The sequence below is a fragment of the Bacteroides sp. CACC 737 genome, assembly GCF_013874375.1.
Classification (GTDB): Bacteria; Bacteroidota; Bacteroidia; order Bacteroidales; family Bacteroidaceae; genus Bacteroides; species Bacteroides uniformis.
The window spans coordinates 2,735,045-2,750,002 of the sequence record NZ_CP059408.1; the positions used below are offsets into that span (position 1 = coordinate 2,735,045).

A 14,958-nucleotide genomic window follows, 5' to 3' on the forward strand; every position below is an offset into this window, starting at 1 on the left:
GCGCAATGAAAAGCCGTTTCCCGATTTTCAACTCTCAATTTATTTACCCTGCATTTCTTAATTTTTAATCCTCAATCTACCAAGTGTTCGAAAACTCTATCGCCCGTTATCTGGAAAAGCACGGGCATTCCAACATCCAATTGAAAGCAGTTCTTTTTGACATGGACGGCGTACTGTTCAACTCCATGCCCTACCATGCCGATGCCTGGCATAAAGTAATGAAACGCCATGGCCTGCACTTGAGCCGTGAAGAGGCATACATGCACGAGGGACGTACCGGAGCCTCCACCATCAATATCGTTTATCAACGCCAGTATGGCAAGGATGCCACTCCCGAGATGATAGAAAGCATCTATGCAGAGAAAAGTGCCGAATTCAGTACCCACCCGGAACCGGAACGTATGCCGGGTGCTTGGGAAGTACTGCAAAAGGTAAAAGCGGCAGGACTTACTCCGGTACTTGTCACCGGTTCGGGCCAACACTCCCTGCTGAACCGCCTTGCCCATAACTTCCCCGGTATGTTTCAGCGCGACCACATGGTGACCGCCTTTGATGTGAAATACGGGAAGCCCCATCCTGAGCCTTATTTGATGGGACTGGAAAAAGCCGGAGTACAAGCCAATGAAGCTATAGTTGTAGAAAATGCACCTATCGGAGTACAAGCCGGAACAGCAGCAGGCATATTCACTGTAGCAGTCAATACAGGTCCACTGGACAAGCAGGTATTACTGGATGCCGGAGCTGATTTATTGTTTCCTTCCATGCAGGCGCTTTGTGACGACTGGGAAAGGTTGCAAACCGCATTAGATGCCAGTAATAGCCTTCGCCACAAAGATTGACGGCGACCCAAACAATAACAGTTGATTCGAGTTTATATAACAAAGTACTACTGCATACTTTATCGGTATACAGTAGTACTTTACTGATTTTTATAGTTTAATCAATATCTAACATTCTGCCGTATCGCTCTAAATGTCATTACTTGATGTACAGAAGGCATCTATTGTCTTTCTTCTTAAAGCGCTCCAATCTACCCATTTTCTCCTTCTCGGTTTCTTTAATAGGGAACGTTATTCTACAGGTATCTTTATCATAATCGTACAATTCTCTGGCAGGAACTACATAAACAGATTCCGGACCATCACCACACCATCCAAAGCCAAAAACATAAAACAAGTTTTTTACCGGACGGCTCAACAGATTAGAATTCATATACCTCTCGTACTTTTCAATGTCTCTTATATCGAGATAAAAACCTATCTTACTTCGCCATTTACATTCTACAGCTATAATATCTCCAACTTCATGAATGGTACTCGCTGTGGTAACACACTCCATCAACAAATCCGGAGATGATGAAGACAGAGGCCTATAACCCTCAATGTATTTATCACCTCTCCAATCTAAAAGCCGCCAAAATATTTTCTTATCACATAGATCCGAATAACCATCTTTACTAATATTGGAGTTCTTCACAACCCATTCCTCAAATCTATCTCCTAAATATTCACTTTTCTTCCTTTCTTTAAAATATTGAAAGGTATCCATAAACCGATATTGGAAAACACCTACAAAATCATCGATAAACTGATTTAATATTTTCATAGCCATAATAGTCTATTGTGTCTTTAAATAATATTCATTGCAAACAAAAATTCATAGGTGAAGAGCCACAACACCCATTTTCAAAATAGATTTTTTTTTTTTCATTTCCAAAAATAGAGTTTTTTTCCCAATTCTTTCCAGATTTCCTTCTCATCTTTGCAATACAAAAAACAAATAAAGTATTAATTATTAAAAAATAGAGAAGTATGAAAAAGTTAGTTATGATGTTGGTTTGTATGTTTGCAGTGCATACAATGGTAATGGCGGATAATGATAAGCCGATAGAGATGAGCCAGTTGCCCGCGAAGGCGCAGACATTTATCAAGACTTACTTTAAAGACCATAAGGTGGCAATGGCTAAATTAGAGTCGGGAATGTTTTATAAAAGCTATGATGTGGTGTTCACGAATGGGGAGAAGGTAGAATTTGATAAATCGGGAGAATGGAAGGAGGTACGATGCAGACAAAGTGAAGTTCCTGCACAGATTGTACCGGAAGCGATACGTAACTATGTAAAGACCAATTATCCGGATGCAAGAATTCTTCAGATTGAGTACGATGACAATGAGTATGAGATAAAGTTGTCTAATCGTTGGGAAATTACATTTGACTCTAAAATGAGGGTGATTGACATTGACGATTGATGACAAGAAAGATTTTTATAAAGTATCAAGAAGCTGAAAAGAGTTGCTTGGAGAGGGTTTCTCCAGACAACTCTTTTTTTTATGCACTTCCGTACGGTAGCAGGGCATATGGTGCTGCGCTCATTGTACAACAGTGGTTGTACTACTATTCCAATTGCCCGGAGTCAACGAAGCCCCGGCTGCACTTTTGCAGTTTTTTAATCAGTGTGTCCGGAGAAGGACACTCAACCTTCTCCGGAGCTGAAAATACTGATTTATAAGGAAACGGCGCTTCTCGGCGCTTTCTGCCGGAAGGCAACTCAGGCTATGACGCTTTCAGGATTTTGGCAGACCTCACCATGGTATAGGTAGTCCCCTTAGTACAATGGCCATATCATTCAGCTTACTGAAAAATAGAGTTTTTTTCAGAGAGGTTTGTTCGGCAGAGAAATTCCAACCGCAGAACGGAAGAACAACGTTTTCAGTCCGTCATAAAATCCTGGAAGAGCAACCGTTCCATGCGTCTCTTCCGGGAACTTTTTTAATACCACCCACAAATGCCGCTTCTCCATACGAGGAACTGCACTCCCTATAAAATCATCTGTCAGAGGAAAGTGGATCAGCTTCCTATCAGGACGCGGCTGAGTGGCAAACGCAACATACAGTTGCTTTCCTGAAAAGTCAACCTTATCTACCTGCCGTTCTACCTGTTTCTGAAAATATCCTTTATCCCACCATAAACTGGGGTCTATGGCGATGTATGTATCAAATGCACCGGGATAATTCAGCAAAACATGCAGCGTGAACAACCCGGCATAAGAATGTCCGGCCAACAAGTGTTGTCCATTCACCGGCAAGTCTTGTTCTACTGCGGGGCGTAGCTCCTCCGTCAGAAAACGGCAAAATTGTCCTGCCCCACCCCCTTCCGGTTTATCGCCCGGACGGACAGTTCCGTCACGCCGGGCAGCGGAACAGGTTGGCGTAAAGTCTCTGGTTCTGTCTGTATTCAGGACAGCCACAACGATACAGGGCGGTAAGGAAGAAACTTTGGAGGTGGAAAACAAGCGAGTAAAACCTACCACCGAATGAAAAAAAGAATCACCGTCCAGCAAATAAAGAACCGGATAACTTTCCTCTTTTTCACCCGGGCGGATTGCAGGTACATACACCCAATACTCCCTAACCTCATTCAAGACATGCGAAAACAAAGTGTGGCGAGTCCCGATAGAAATAGCTTCTTGCGCTCTCAGCGGAAAACCGAGCCAAGTGACAACTACCAATATGAACAGAATATGCAGGCTTCTCATTTCAATTCTTTTTTCAGTCTGCAAAGTTCGCAGAAAATAAGTTGACTACCTATCCCTATTTTTAGGTATTCTCACGGTTGAAAGCTTTCCGCAGAAATCAAAGGCTGATTAAGAAAGTTTGATGGGCAACTGAATTTCCGTCATCCATTCATCCACCGTTTCTTTGTTCCAAATGCCGTCAATATGGCAAAACCGGGGATGGTCAATAACCTCGTATCCATTTGCCTCGGCATACGCAAAAAGCTCGGCGAAAGTTTCGGGCATATGCTCATAAGCACCGTAATGGTTGACACAGAGCGCAACCGGTACTTCCGGAAGTTCCTTGAATTTAATCAGCTCCGAATCTTCCTTGCGTTCAGCCACCGCTTCAAAAAACTCGATATCAATATCAACCCCATATTCCTCATTATATTCCACCGTGAAACAATATTCCGGGGCAGGACATTCACAACCCAAACGGTACATTTCAGGCCCGATGATATTCGGACAAAGATTGAACAGCTCCTGATAAGAGTCTATTTTACGGCGATGGGTAGCAAAAATTCTTGAAGGAAGGGATTTCTTAAACACTTTTTCCATAACATTCTCTTGTTTATGGAGTAAATTTTCCAATTTGGCAAGTTCGGTCTGCCGCCATATCAAGTGTTCAATCTCGTTTTTGCAACGTTCTATTTTAACCTTCAACAATTCAGCATCCGGAAATTCCTTGCCATCGGCAAACAACTCGGATATCTCTTCGAGGCTGAACCCTAATTGCTTGAGGTAAACAATACGGCTCATACACCGGAGCTGGCTGATGTCGTAATAGCGATACCCCGTCCACTCATCCACTTCAACGGGTATCATCAATCCTATCTCTTCATAATGACGAAGCGTCTTAACGGTCACTTGGCAAAGTTTGGAAAACTCTCCGATTTTAAACTTCATTTTATTCTTCATAAACTCATGCGCATTTTGTTTATGATGCAAAGATAGGTCCTGCCCTTAGGTACGAGTCAAGAGATTGCTTCAAAAAAAACACATATTTCACTATTCGCAACGGCAATAGGTATTTGCACCGCACGTACAACGAGGCAACAGCTGCTCGCTCAGTTCATTACGGTAAAATTCATACAGCTGCCGGTACATGATTTCATAGAGTGCGACAACTTGTTGCTCCTGTTCACTTTCATTTTGAAAACGATTTTTAAAGGGATCTTCAAAATCAAAATGCGCCTGCTGCTTGGCATCCAGAGTGATAAATTTCAGTTCTTCTCCGGCTTCTTTACATAGAGTAATCACGTAGTCCCATGGCCGGTGCGTATAGGTCCCGACACCAGAGGGTTTCTTGCGAGATACGCTGAAACCATTCTGTTCCATCACATTGCACACAGCATCGGGAACGCAGTTCCCCTCCATAATTCCTGCCGTAGAGATGTTCATTCCCCTGCCAAATGCATGCAGGAGTTCCTGCGCGATACGGCTGCGGCACGTATCTTCATTACTTATTAACAGTATATCCATTATCCGTTACTTTTCCTGATTTAAATACTCGCCATCTCCTTCTTTCTTCATCTTCGCTTTACGCGCCAAGTCGAACAAGGCGGGGTTAATGTGGCAATATCCACCCGGATTTTTGTCCAGATAGTCTTGATGATAATCTTCGGCGGGATAGAAGTTCTTCAAAGGCTCTATCTCTACCACCAACGGACGGGAGTAGTTGGCAGCCAGCCGGTCAACAGTTTCACGAATAACGGGCAGGTCGGCGGTATCCGTATAATAGATACCCGTGCGATATTGTGTACCTCTATCACCTCCTTGCTTATTGAGGCTGGTAGGGTCAATCGTTTTGAAATAAAGGTCGATAAGGAAAGGCAAGTCCACCTTATCGGCGTCATACTGTACTTTTACGGTTTCGGCAAAGTCCGTGGTGCCGGTACATACCTGCTGATAGGTAGGATTGGCTATATTTCCATTGGCATATCCCACCTGGGTAGCCTCCACACCTTCTATTTGTTTCAGGAAATGTTCGGTACCCCAAAAACATCCTCCTGCCAGATAAATCTCTTTCATTGGTTTCATGTCTGTTCTCCTTTCTGACCGTCCTTCCGGCTTACCGGCATAGGACAGACCAATCATTAACATTGCAAAAATAAATATTATTTGTTTCATACCTCTGCCTCTATGGAAATTATAACAAGAAAGAGAACCGTATGGTTGACTTTTCTGGATGTATTGTATAAAAAAGGACTCCCTTTGCAAAGTATTCATGCAAAGGGAGTTCCTTTCTTTGTGACCCCGGTGCGATTCAAACGCACGACCTTCAGAACCGGAATCTGACGCTCTATTCACTAAGCTACGGAGCCAAATGTGGATGCAAAAGTATAAAAAAATTAGCAGATTCCTAACATTCAAACGCTTTTTATATCAAACCGAGGAATATTTTTATTATTACTTTGAGAAGACTAACCGCAATTATACAAACATTTTGCTATTTTTTTTCACAAAACAGAAGCAAGTATCAATATTATTCCTATCTTTGCCGAGCAATTTAATAGAAGCTATACTGAATAGATTTATGAGCTACCTGATAACACCTGAAGGTTACAAACCTTTATTGGACCTAAAACAGACTGAATTAGGGATTAAACAAATTAAAGAGTTTTTCCAATTAAACCTCTCTTCCGAACTGCGCCTGCGACGTGTGACAGCTCCACTGTTCGTATTGAAAGGAATGGGTATCAATGACGACCTCAATGGAGTGGAACGTGCCGTGACTTTCCCTATCAAAGATTTGGGTGACGCCAAAGCTGAAGTGGTACACTCCCTCGCCAAATGGAAACGCCTCACGCTTGCCGAATATCATATCGAACCAGGATATGGCATCTACACAGACATGAATGCCATCCGTGCCGATGAAGAGCTGGGTAATCTGCATTCCCTTTATGTAGACCAGTGGGACTGGGAACGCGTCATTACTGCCGAAGACCGCAATGTGGAATTCCTCAAGGAGATAGTAACCCGTATCTATGCAGCCATGGTGCGCACAGAATATATGGTATATGAGATGTATCCGCAAATCAAGCCTTGCCTGCCCCAGAAACTTCACTTTATTCATGCCGAAGAATTGCGCCAACTATATCCGGACTTGGAACCCAAATGCCGCGAACATGCCATTTGCAAGAAATACGGTGCGGTGTTCATCATCGGTATCGGATGCAAGCTGAGCGACGGAAAGAAACATGACGGACGTGCTCCGGACTATGATGACTATACCAGCAAAGGACTGAACGACCTCCCCGGACTGAACGGTGACCTCTTGCTATGGGACCACATCCTGCAACGCAGCATCGAACTTTCCTCCATGGGTATCCGTGTAGACAAGGAAGCCCTGCTTCACCAGCTCAAAGAGGAAGGCGAAGAGGAACGTCTGGAACTTTACTTCCACAAACGCTTGATGAATGATACACTGCCGCTTTCCATCGGCGGCGGTATAGGACAGTCCCGTCTCTGTATGTTCTATCTGCGCAAGGCGCATATCGGTGAGATACAAGCCAGTATCTGGCCAGAAGATATGCGCAAAGAGTGTAAGGAACACAATATACACCTGATTTGATATACGTTTATCCCGTCATATAATATAAAGTTCAACCCTCAAAAGGTTGGACTTTATTTTTTATTTTGTACTTTAGCATCCGAAACTACTAACAGATCCAATTATGAATGTTCAAATAGAAGAAAGCTGGAAAGCACATCTGCAACCTGAATTTGAGAAAGATTATTTCCGTACATTGACTGATTTTGTACGGGACGAATATGGGAAATATGCCATATATCCTCCGGGAAAGCTGATATTCAATGCATTCAACCTATGCCCTTTTGACAAAGTAAAAGTCGTGATAATCGGTCAAGACCCCTATCATGGTCCGGGACAAGCACACGGACTTTGCTTCTCCGTAAATGATGGTGTTCCCTTCCCTCCTTCCCTACTTAATATTTTCAAGGAAATAAAAAATGACATTGGCACTGATGCCCCCACTACCGGAAATCTGACACGCTGGGCAGAGCAAGGCATATTGCTGCTCAATGCTACCCTCACCGTACGTGCACACCAAGCCGGTTCTCACCAAAACCGCGGTTGGGAAACATTTACAGATGCGGCCATCCGCATTCTCGCCGAAGAAAAAGAGCATCTTGTATTTATTCTTTGGGGAGCCTATGCCCAACGCAAAGGGGCATTCATCGACCGTAACCGACATTTAGTACTTACCTCGGCACATCCATCTCCCCTATCCGCCTATAACGGCTTCTTCGGGAACAAGCATTTCAGCAAAACGAATGATTACCTGAGAGAGCACGGGGAAAAGGAAATCGTTTGGTAAACATCAATACCACTGAATATTACTCTGAGTCTGGCTTCTCTGTTCCCATTTCAAGTCCTGCAGGATACTTGCATTGGCACGAATGGTAAAGTTATAGTATTTCCATCGTCCGAAAGGTGATATGGCAGCCGTCATGCTGAAACAGTGTAGGTCACGTGTGATGTTAAAAGCGGTCTGCGTTATCTCCTTCGCATTGAAGTCATAACCGGAATTGAAGCTGACAGCCCATTTATTGGTAAGCTTGACGTTACCGTTTATATTAAGGGAATTCAGGCTGAATTTGTACGGATAGCGCATGTTCTTACGATTAATGGGCTTACTGGTGTCTTCCGTAATATTGAAACCGGTACTGAAGTTGATGGACCAAGGCATCTTGAATACCTGATAACCGTCAGCGTCGGCAGCAGCCTTTTCAGTCTTCTTCTTCGGAGTACCACCCTCGGTGGCTTCCCCCTCCATATCACCGTCTTCCTCCGTCGAAGCATTCTGATCCTGGTCCTGCTCCTCATCATCCTTCTGACCGGTGAAGAAGTTCCTTATCTTCTTCCACGAATCATTGTTCACAGTCCAACTGAAGGATGTACCATATCCAGACCAACGGCCAAAACGACCATAAGACCATTCTGTACGGTTACCGGGCACCACCCTTCCGTTCTCGTCAAACTCGTAGGCATAAGTGGCAAAGGTAGAGTTCATACTCAAAGTATAACTCTTACTCAACTTCAGACGAAGATTAAAGGTCAAGTCACTCCAAGGACGCACCTGGGCAGCTGTGTTGTAACTGATACCCATAGTCAAATCGTCAATCAGGCTCACCTTGCGGATAGAGTCATTCTTATCCTTGAACTTCATTTCAAGGTTGTTAGAGATATTGAAACTGATAAGTCCCTGCTTTCCCCCACTTGGCGGAGTGAATACCTGACCGGCATAATAAGAATACTGCACAGTATCACGGACACCATTCTGATCCTTTATATAAGAATCGTAATAGCCATAACGGGATGAAGTAAAATCGGGCGCAGCGCTGAAACTGATAGAGGGGGTGATGACATGACGGATCTGTATCTCCTTCTTCTTCATGAACAGCGGCTTGTACATGCCATAAAGTTTAGTGTTGATACCCAAACTGGCACTGTAGTCATACACACGGTGAAAACCGTAAGTCGTATCGTTTACCTCCTTGCCTTGCTCATCATCCCAGTCCTTCTTCACCTTGCGGGTGTACCAACGCTCTGTATAATTCACAGAAGGTGTAACATTGAAGTATTTGAATAAAGTAAACGTGGCACTTACAGGAATCTCATGCTGCATACCGTTCTCCCAATCGCGTATCAAGTTCTTTTTGAACAACAGATTGTCTTTCGTCTTGATGCTGTTCTTCAGACGACCGGTATAACGTACTGAAATCTTCTCATACCACCTTTCATCTCCAACAGCATGTTTACGTTTAAAAGGGAAAATAGTACTCAAGGAAATGGTCATGTCAGGCAAAGTCACAGCAATAGAAGAGTCTTTCATACTTTGTGCAATATTACTTGACATGGAAATATTCAAATGCTGATCAGGAAAGTTGCGCGAATAGCTGACACTGGAAGTCTTGGTATTCTGAGACATAGCCTGCGAATTGTACATATTGTCAATATTGGTACGCTCATAACTACTAGTAGCAAAGTTCACACTGGCAGAAAAAGTAGAATTAGGATTTGCTTTAGGATCCTGCCGATGAGACCACACCACTTTGAAGTCTTTGGCAACTGAGTAGTCGGGCAAGCCTTTGTCACCGGTCTTAGTCACCTGATAGCTCGCCTGAAGCAAACCGGAATATTTATAACGCTTCACATAGTTCGACTCCATATTAAGCGCCCAAGAGCCTTTCGTAAAGATATCCGCCCTCAGCTTCAAATCCATTTGATCACTGATGGCAAAATAGTATCCACCGTCAGTAAGACCAAAACCACGATTAGAGTCATCCATATAGGTAGGCATCAGAAAACCAGACTGGTAACTGCTTGAGAACGGAAAAAAGAAAAACGGAACGGCAAGAGGGAGCGGTACATCCTCTACAACCAGATAGGCAGGTCCCGTCACTACATTCTTTTTCGGACGCACTTTGGCATAGGTCATCTGCATATAAAAGTGAGGATGATCATGATGATCACAAGTCGTGTAACGCCCACTTTTCATATAAAGCTCATCATTATTTCCTTTTTTTGCATTGTTACCAGTCACATACCCTTCACCCTGCTGGCTAACAACATTACTGATAAGCCCTCTTTTACTCTTGAAGTTATAACGGATAGTGTCAGTTTCGTAAGAGGTGTCTCCATCTTTAAAAACCGGACGTCCTTTAGCTGTCCCTACAGAATCGACTACACCACGAGCAAAAACCGTGCTATTATCCATATCCATAGAAATAATCTCAGCTTCCAAATCAGCTCCTGGATAACTCACTTTCCCTTGACCGTAAAGATGAGCAAAACCACTCTGTGTAAACACAATGGAGTCATTGGCTTCATAAGCGACGGGAGCATCCAGCGCATCCTTCTTGGGAGGAGGGGGAGCTATCGTATCTTGTCGCAACGAGTCATTGGGCAATCCCGCCCCATGTTGTAAAGTGTCTCCCACCTGCAAGGTGTCGCCACGTTGCAATGAATCCGTCCGTTGGGTATCCGGAGGTACAACCTTCCCTCTACGATGCTGAGAAGCAGCTCCACCAGAGAGAAGAAGCAAGACGAATAGTAGTATGAATGATATGAATGTATTTGCTTTCAATGGCGTCATTAACTAATAGTTTACGCTTGGAGGGGCAAAAGTACATAATTTATACGGATAATCTCCCTTTTTAAAGAAATTTAGATTGCTACAAGAACTGTTCGCACCAATTATCAAAGCGCCGTACCCCTTCTTCACCATAACGTTCCAAACTTTTACGAGCTTTTTCTACACTTTTCTCCTTTTCCAAATGAGTTTTTGAATAAAACTTATCGGCAAAACAGATAACTTGTTCTTCCAAGCTGACCGGAACCATTTCACGATGAGGCACAGGCAAATCCTGCGCAATGATTTCCTTCAATGAAAGTCCGGCACCCGTATGGCGTTCACAAACCAAAGCATGGCGGGGATATCCTTCGCCACGCATCAAGTCGGCTCCCAAATAACCGTGACAGATATAAGGCTTGTCACCAAAACAATGGATACCTGCCGCATCTGTAAGAAAAATGCCTATATCGTGCAGCATGGCAGCCTCGTACAGAAAATCCTTATCCAATGAAAGTTCCGGATGGCGGTCGGCAATCCATAACGACTTGTCGGCTACGGAACGGCTGTGCGTCAACAGTATATGCCGCAACTCATTCTCTTCCGGATAATATTTGTTAATGATATCTATCGGATTCATTTTAAGTTATGAGTTATGAGTTATAAATTATGGGTTATGAATGTCAATCGCCCTAAATTTATACATGCAGATTTCATTACGCATATCACAACTGCGTCTGTCTGTACGGAATATCTTTTCCAGATGATACGTCTGTTCCAGCTCTCCCAACATATTCTCCTCCTCCTTTACGGGAACCAACAAATAGCCCTCCCCGCTGGACGGACGTTCCTTTTCAATGTGCCGCATGCGGTCTTTCAGATAGAAGTTAACACCATAGAAACTCATTTTCGAGTAAGAATAGACCACACCTTCCGGAACATACGTATTGACCCTTTCAGCCAGATGTTTATCTGATTTCACAGCCAGCACCGTGGGCTGATAAACCGAATCCAATGATACGAAAAGGCAGAGCATACATCCTGCTATGCCATATAATAATGACCGGCTATCCACACGCTTTATCACCATGCGTGATGTGCAGACAGCAGCTACTACGGGAAGCGCCACCAGGAGCCACTTGGGAACAGACAAAGCCACATCCTCCAACGCATGCATAAAGGCTACATTCTCAGCGGCATGACGTCCGCTTCCAAAAACGCTGTCGGGAACCAGGCCGAGACGAACTACGACAAAAACAAGCGTAAGCAACAAGCCCAAAGAAGCAAAGATGATTGCACAAATCCTGAAAACTCGTGCCCCCTTTTGTACCAAAGCCAACAGATACTCAGCTATCAGCACTGCCATAAACGGATAGATGGGAAGCAGATAAACACTCCGCTTACTCTTGGGGATGCAGTAAAAGACAAAGATTATCAGAATGACCAGCCACGTGAACAATTGTACCGGAGACTGGTTGCGGAAAGCAGTCCAGCCCTTCTTCAACCGCAACAGCAGGGTCTCCCCTTCCGGCAGACAACGCATATTTTTCCACTTCAAGCCAAACAAGGAAATTACCAGAACCAACGTCCAGGGGATCCACCCCCAAATCAAAGTCAGGAAATTATACCATATAGGATTTTCATGGGACTCGTAGGACATTTTGCCCATAAACCGCCCGGTATTCTCCTCCAGAACCAAATCGAGGAACGGTTGTCCACCTTGTCTGTAAGCTACGTATACCCAAGCTAAATAAGGAACAAAAGAAAGCAAGCCGATACCTGCCAACGAGAAAAACGCTTTCCAGAAAGAACGTCCGCGCAACAACTGATACACACCGATACATGCGCAAGGGAATATGGAGCCTACCGGCCCTTTAGTCAACGTGGCACATCCCATCAACAACACCGCAAGCCAGGGCACTCCGCGGCATCCCTTCTCATCCCAGCGGAACAGCAGACAAAGGGAAATAACGATAAAGGCAACCTGAACCATATCGACCCGACAAGCGACAGCTGCCCGATGCACCTCGAAAGAAGACAAAAGAAGAATAGAGGCCAGAAACGCCGTTTGAACGTTTTTACGTTTTGCCACAAAGGCAAAGAACATCAACTGCATGGCTAAAAAAGCCAATGCAGACGGGAAACGGGCGGAAAACTCCGTCACCTCTCCAAAAAGGGAAGAGACGGCGGCTATTGACCAGTAGAAGAAAGGGGGTTTATAAGCAATATCAGTACCATAGTTCACTGGAAGTATCCAGTTTCCACTTTCCAGCATAGAAAGGGCAACAATCGCCTCCCGCGGTTCCCCCTTGGAATAAAAAATTGTTTCTCCCAGAAAGGGAACAACCACAAGCACACTCAGCAGCGCAATAAACCAGAACGCCTTCTTTCTGTCCGACATACCTTATTTGTTTTTTTATGTTTTCTGGACGCAAAGATAGCGCAAACCGAAAGCAGATGCAAATTTATTTGCAATTTGCTGAGATGCAGCTTATTTTCGCAAAGCAAAATTACAAATAATTCTGAAACAATGCCTAACTTTGCCGCCCTAATGATAATGGCAACAGAGAGTAGATATTTAATGTTAAGATGAAGCGGCTGAAACAACTACCGGAATTTGTACGCTTCGTAATGGTGGGCATCTTTGCGACAGCTCTGCACTACGGATTGTATTTTGTATTACAACGGATTATCAATGTAAACATAGCCTATACACTGGGATATGCTCTCAGCTTCATCGCCAATTTCTATCTGACTGCTTACTTTACCTTCGGCCGAAAGCCCTCATGGAGAAAAGCCTTCGGATTTGGAGGGGCACACTTATGCAGCTATCTGCTACACATGGGGTTGCTGAACCTCTCTCTCTGGATGGGCATCCCCAAACCTCTGGCCCCCATTCCGGTTTTCGCCATCGCCATTCCGGTCAACTTCTTACTCGTACGTTTCGTTTTCAAAAGAAAAGAGTGATAATTTGTTTTTCTCCCGATTTCTTACGAATATTGCAAAAAGATTTGTTCTATGATGGAAAACTCTCCCATACTCGCCGTTGTCGTACCTTGCTACAAAGAAGAGGCAGTGCTGCATGAAACCCATAAACGATTGAGCCAATTATTCGACCGGCTGATACAAGCCCGACAAATTTCCCCGGAAAGCTATATATTATATGTAAACGACGGAAGCACCGACCAGACATGGGCTATCATCAAAGAACTGCACCAGCATACGGCCTATGCCTGCGGACTGAACCTGGCAGGAAACGTAGGACACCAGAATGCCCTGCTGGCAGGACTCAATGCAGTAAAAGACCGTTGCGAGATAGCCATCTCCATTGATGCAGACTTGCAAGATGACATCCAGGTGATTCCGGACATGATAAACAGCTATAAAGCGGGCAATGACATCGTTTATGGCGTACGTAAAGAACGGAAGACCGACACTTTCTTCAAACGTAACACCGCTTTAGTCTTTTATCGGCTGATGAAAGCAATGGGGGTAAAATCCGTCTACAACCATGCTGACTACCGCCTGATGAGCCAAAGAGCCGTACAGCACCTATGCCGTTTCCGGGAACGCAACCTTTTTCTTCGCGGATTGGTTCCTCTCATCGGCTACCGGACGGACTGCGTGTATTACAACCGTGAAAAACGCTTTGCCGGAGAATCAAAGTATCCTTTCCGGAAGATGCTCAACTTTGCCATTGACGGCATCACTTCTTTTTCCGTCAAACCGGTCCGTATGATTTTTTGGATAGGCTGCATCTTTATTCTTGTGGCACTATGTGTCACCGGATGGACACTTCACTCCTACACACAGCATAACACCGTTCCCGGATGGTCATCACTGATGATTTCCGTCTGGTTGGTAGGAGGCGTGATACTTGTGTCCTTGGGAATTGTGGGCGAATACATCGGCAAAATATACATTGAGGTGAAGGATCGACCGCGCTACAATGAAGAAGAGCTTCTGATGCCATCCGGCAAAACAGAATAAAAGAAGCCCATCATCATTCTACACAAAAGTTTAAAAAAGGAAAAACACTTATCACGCTATCACACTATAATAAAGGTATAGGGAACAGTATGTGTCTTTCTTGCCGACAAGTTGGCAAGATTTTGCCACCCTATTGGCAAGACTTTGCCACCGCGTTGGCAAAAGTTTGCCAAAAGCATGGCAATGGGTTGGCAAAATTACTCTCTAGCAGACAATGAGTTAACATAACCATCAAAATCGTATCGTCACATCAGTTTACATCAAAAAGACACCAAATCGCTTGCGAAAGCGACATAAATGCCGTATCTTAGTACA

Annotated in this window: 14 protein-coding genes and 1 tRNA gene; 6 read left to right on the forward strand and 9 right to left on the reverse strand. The window is 44.2% G+C overall.

What is annotated here, in order from left to right; genetic code table 11:
- Positions 1–83: 83 nt before the first annotated feature.
- Positions 84–839, forward strand: a complete 756-nt coding sequence (locus H1A11_RS11870) for an HAD family hydrolase (RefSeq protein ID WP_138344990.1) — start codon at positions 84–86, stop codon at positions 837–839.
- Between the two features lie 139 nt (positions 840–978).
- Here the strand turns inward: H1A11_RS11870 and H1A11_RS11875 are convergent, their stop codons facing one another.
- Positions 979–1,605, reverse strand: coding sequence for a hypothetical protein (locus H1A11_RS11875; RefSeq protein ID WP_138344988.1), 627 nt, complete (start codon positions 1,603–1,605; stop codon positions 979–981).
- Between the two features lie 206 nt (positions 1,606–1,811).
- Between H1A11_RS11875 and H1A11_RS11880 the strand changes: the two genes are divergently transcribed.
- A complete protein-coding gene (locus H1A11_RS11880) occupies positions 1,812–2,249 on the forward strand; it encodes a PepSY-like domain-containing protein (RefSeq protein WP_181757251.1) in 438 nt (145 codons plus the stop codon).
- Between the two features lie 404 nt (positions 2,250–2,653).
- Here the strand turns inward: H1A11_RS11880 and H1A11_RS11885 are convergent, their stop codons facing one another.
- The 5 genes from H1A11_RS11885 to H1A11_RS11905 form a co-directional block, all read right to left on the reverse strand.
- The gene (locus H1A11_RS11885) at positions 2,654–3,535 is read right to left on the reverse strand and encodes an alpha/beta hydrolase (protein ID WP_181757252.1); all 882 of its coding nucleotides are present in this window, start codon (positions 3,533–3,535) and stop codon (positions 2,654–2,656) included.
- Positions 3,536–3,643: 108 nt separating this feature from the next.
- Positions 3,644–4,474: a MerR family transcriptional regulator gene (locus H1A11_RS11890; RefSeq protein ID WP_181757253.1), complete on the reverse strand. Its 831-nt coding sequence runs from the start codon at positions 4,472–4,474 to the stop codon at positions 3,644–3,646.
- A 90-nt stretch (positions 4,475–4,564) separates the two neighbouring features.
- Positions 4,565–5,038: a hypothetical protein gene (locus H1A11_RS11895; RefSeq protein WP_181757254.1), complete on the reverse strand. Its 474-nt coding sequence runs from the start codon at positions 5,036–5,038 to the stop codon at positions 4,565–4,567.
- 6 nt (positions 5,039–5,044) lie between these two features.
- Positions 5,045–5,686 carry a peptide-methionine (S)-S-oxide reductase MsrA gene (gene msrA, locus H1A11_RS11900; RefSeq protein ID WP_138344982.1) on the reverse strand — a complete coding sequence of 214 codons (642 nt, stop codon included), beginning with the start codon at positions 5,684–5,686 and terminating at the stop codon, positions 5,045–5,047.
- A 121-nt stretch (positions 5,687–5,807) separates the two neighbouring features.
- Positions 5,808–5,880, reverse strand: a tRNA-Arg gene (locus H1A11_RS11905).
- 212 nt (positions 5,881–6,092) lie between these two features.
- Between H1A11_RS11905 and asnA the strand changes: the two genes are divergently transcribed.
- The gene (gene asnA / locus H1A11_RS11910; protein WP_117600003.1) at positions 6,093–7,130 is read left to right on the forward strand and encodes an aspartate--ammonia ligase; all 1,038 of its coding nucleotides are present in this window, start codon (positions 6,093–6,095) and stop codon (positions 7,128–7,130) included.
- Positions 7,131–7,233: 103 nt separating this feature from the next.
- Positions 7,234–7,896 carry a uracil-DNA glycosylase gene (gene ung / locus H1A11_RS11915; protein ID WP_117600002.1) on the forward strand — a complete coding sequence of 221 codons (663 nt, stop codon included), beginning with the start codon at positions 7,234–7,236 and terminating at the stop codon, positions 7,894–7,896.
- Between the two features lie 3 nt (positions 7,897–7,899).
- On the opposite strand, the gene H1A11_RS11920 is transcribed toward ung, so the two are convergent.
- The 3 genes from H1A11_RS11920 to H1A11_RS11930 all read right to left on the reverse strand — a co-directional run bounded on the left by H1A11_RS11920 (position 7,900) and on the right by H1A11_RS11930 (position 13,054).
- Complete coding sequence (locus tag H1A11_RS11920; protein WP_119961170.1) at positions 7,900–10,677, reverse strand: putative LPS assembly protein LptD; 2,778 nt, start codon at positions 10,675–10,677, stop codon at positions 7,900–7,902.
- A gap of 79 nt (positions 10,678–10,756) precedes the next feature.
- Positions 10,757–11,293 (reverse strand): HD domain-containing protein, encoded by a 537-nt coding sequence (locus tag H1A11_RS11925; protein ID WP_119961171.1) that lies wholly within the window; start codon positions 11,291–11,293, stop codon positions 10,757–10,759.
- A 27-nt stretch (positions 11,294–11,320) separates the two neighbouring features.
- The gene (locus H1A11_RS11930; RefSeq protein WP_181757255.1) at positions 11,321–13,054 is read right to left on the reverse strand and encodes a glycosyltransferase family 39 protein; all 1,734 of its coding nucleotides are present in this window, start codon (positions 13,052–13,054) and stop codon (positions 11,321–11,323) included.
- A gap of 188 nt (positions 13,055–13,242) precedes the next feature.
- Between H1A11_RS11930 and H1A11_RS11935 the strand changes: the two genes are divergently transcribed.
- Positions 13,243–13,620, forward strand: a complete 378-nt coding sequence (locus tag H1A11_RS11935) for a GtrA family protein (RefSeq protein WP_181757256.1) — start codon at positions 13,243–13,245, stop codon at positions 13,618–13,620.
- Between the two features lie 51 nt (positions 13,621–13,671).
- Entirely contained in the window at positions 13,672–14,643 is a 972-nt protein-coding gene (locus H1A11_RS11940; RefSeq protein WP_117599998.1) for a glycosyltransferase family 2 protein, read from the forward strand.
- Positions 14,644–14,958 lie beyond the last annotated feature (315 nt).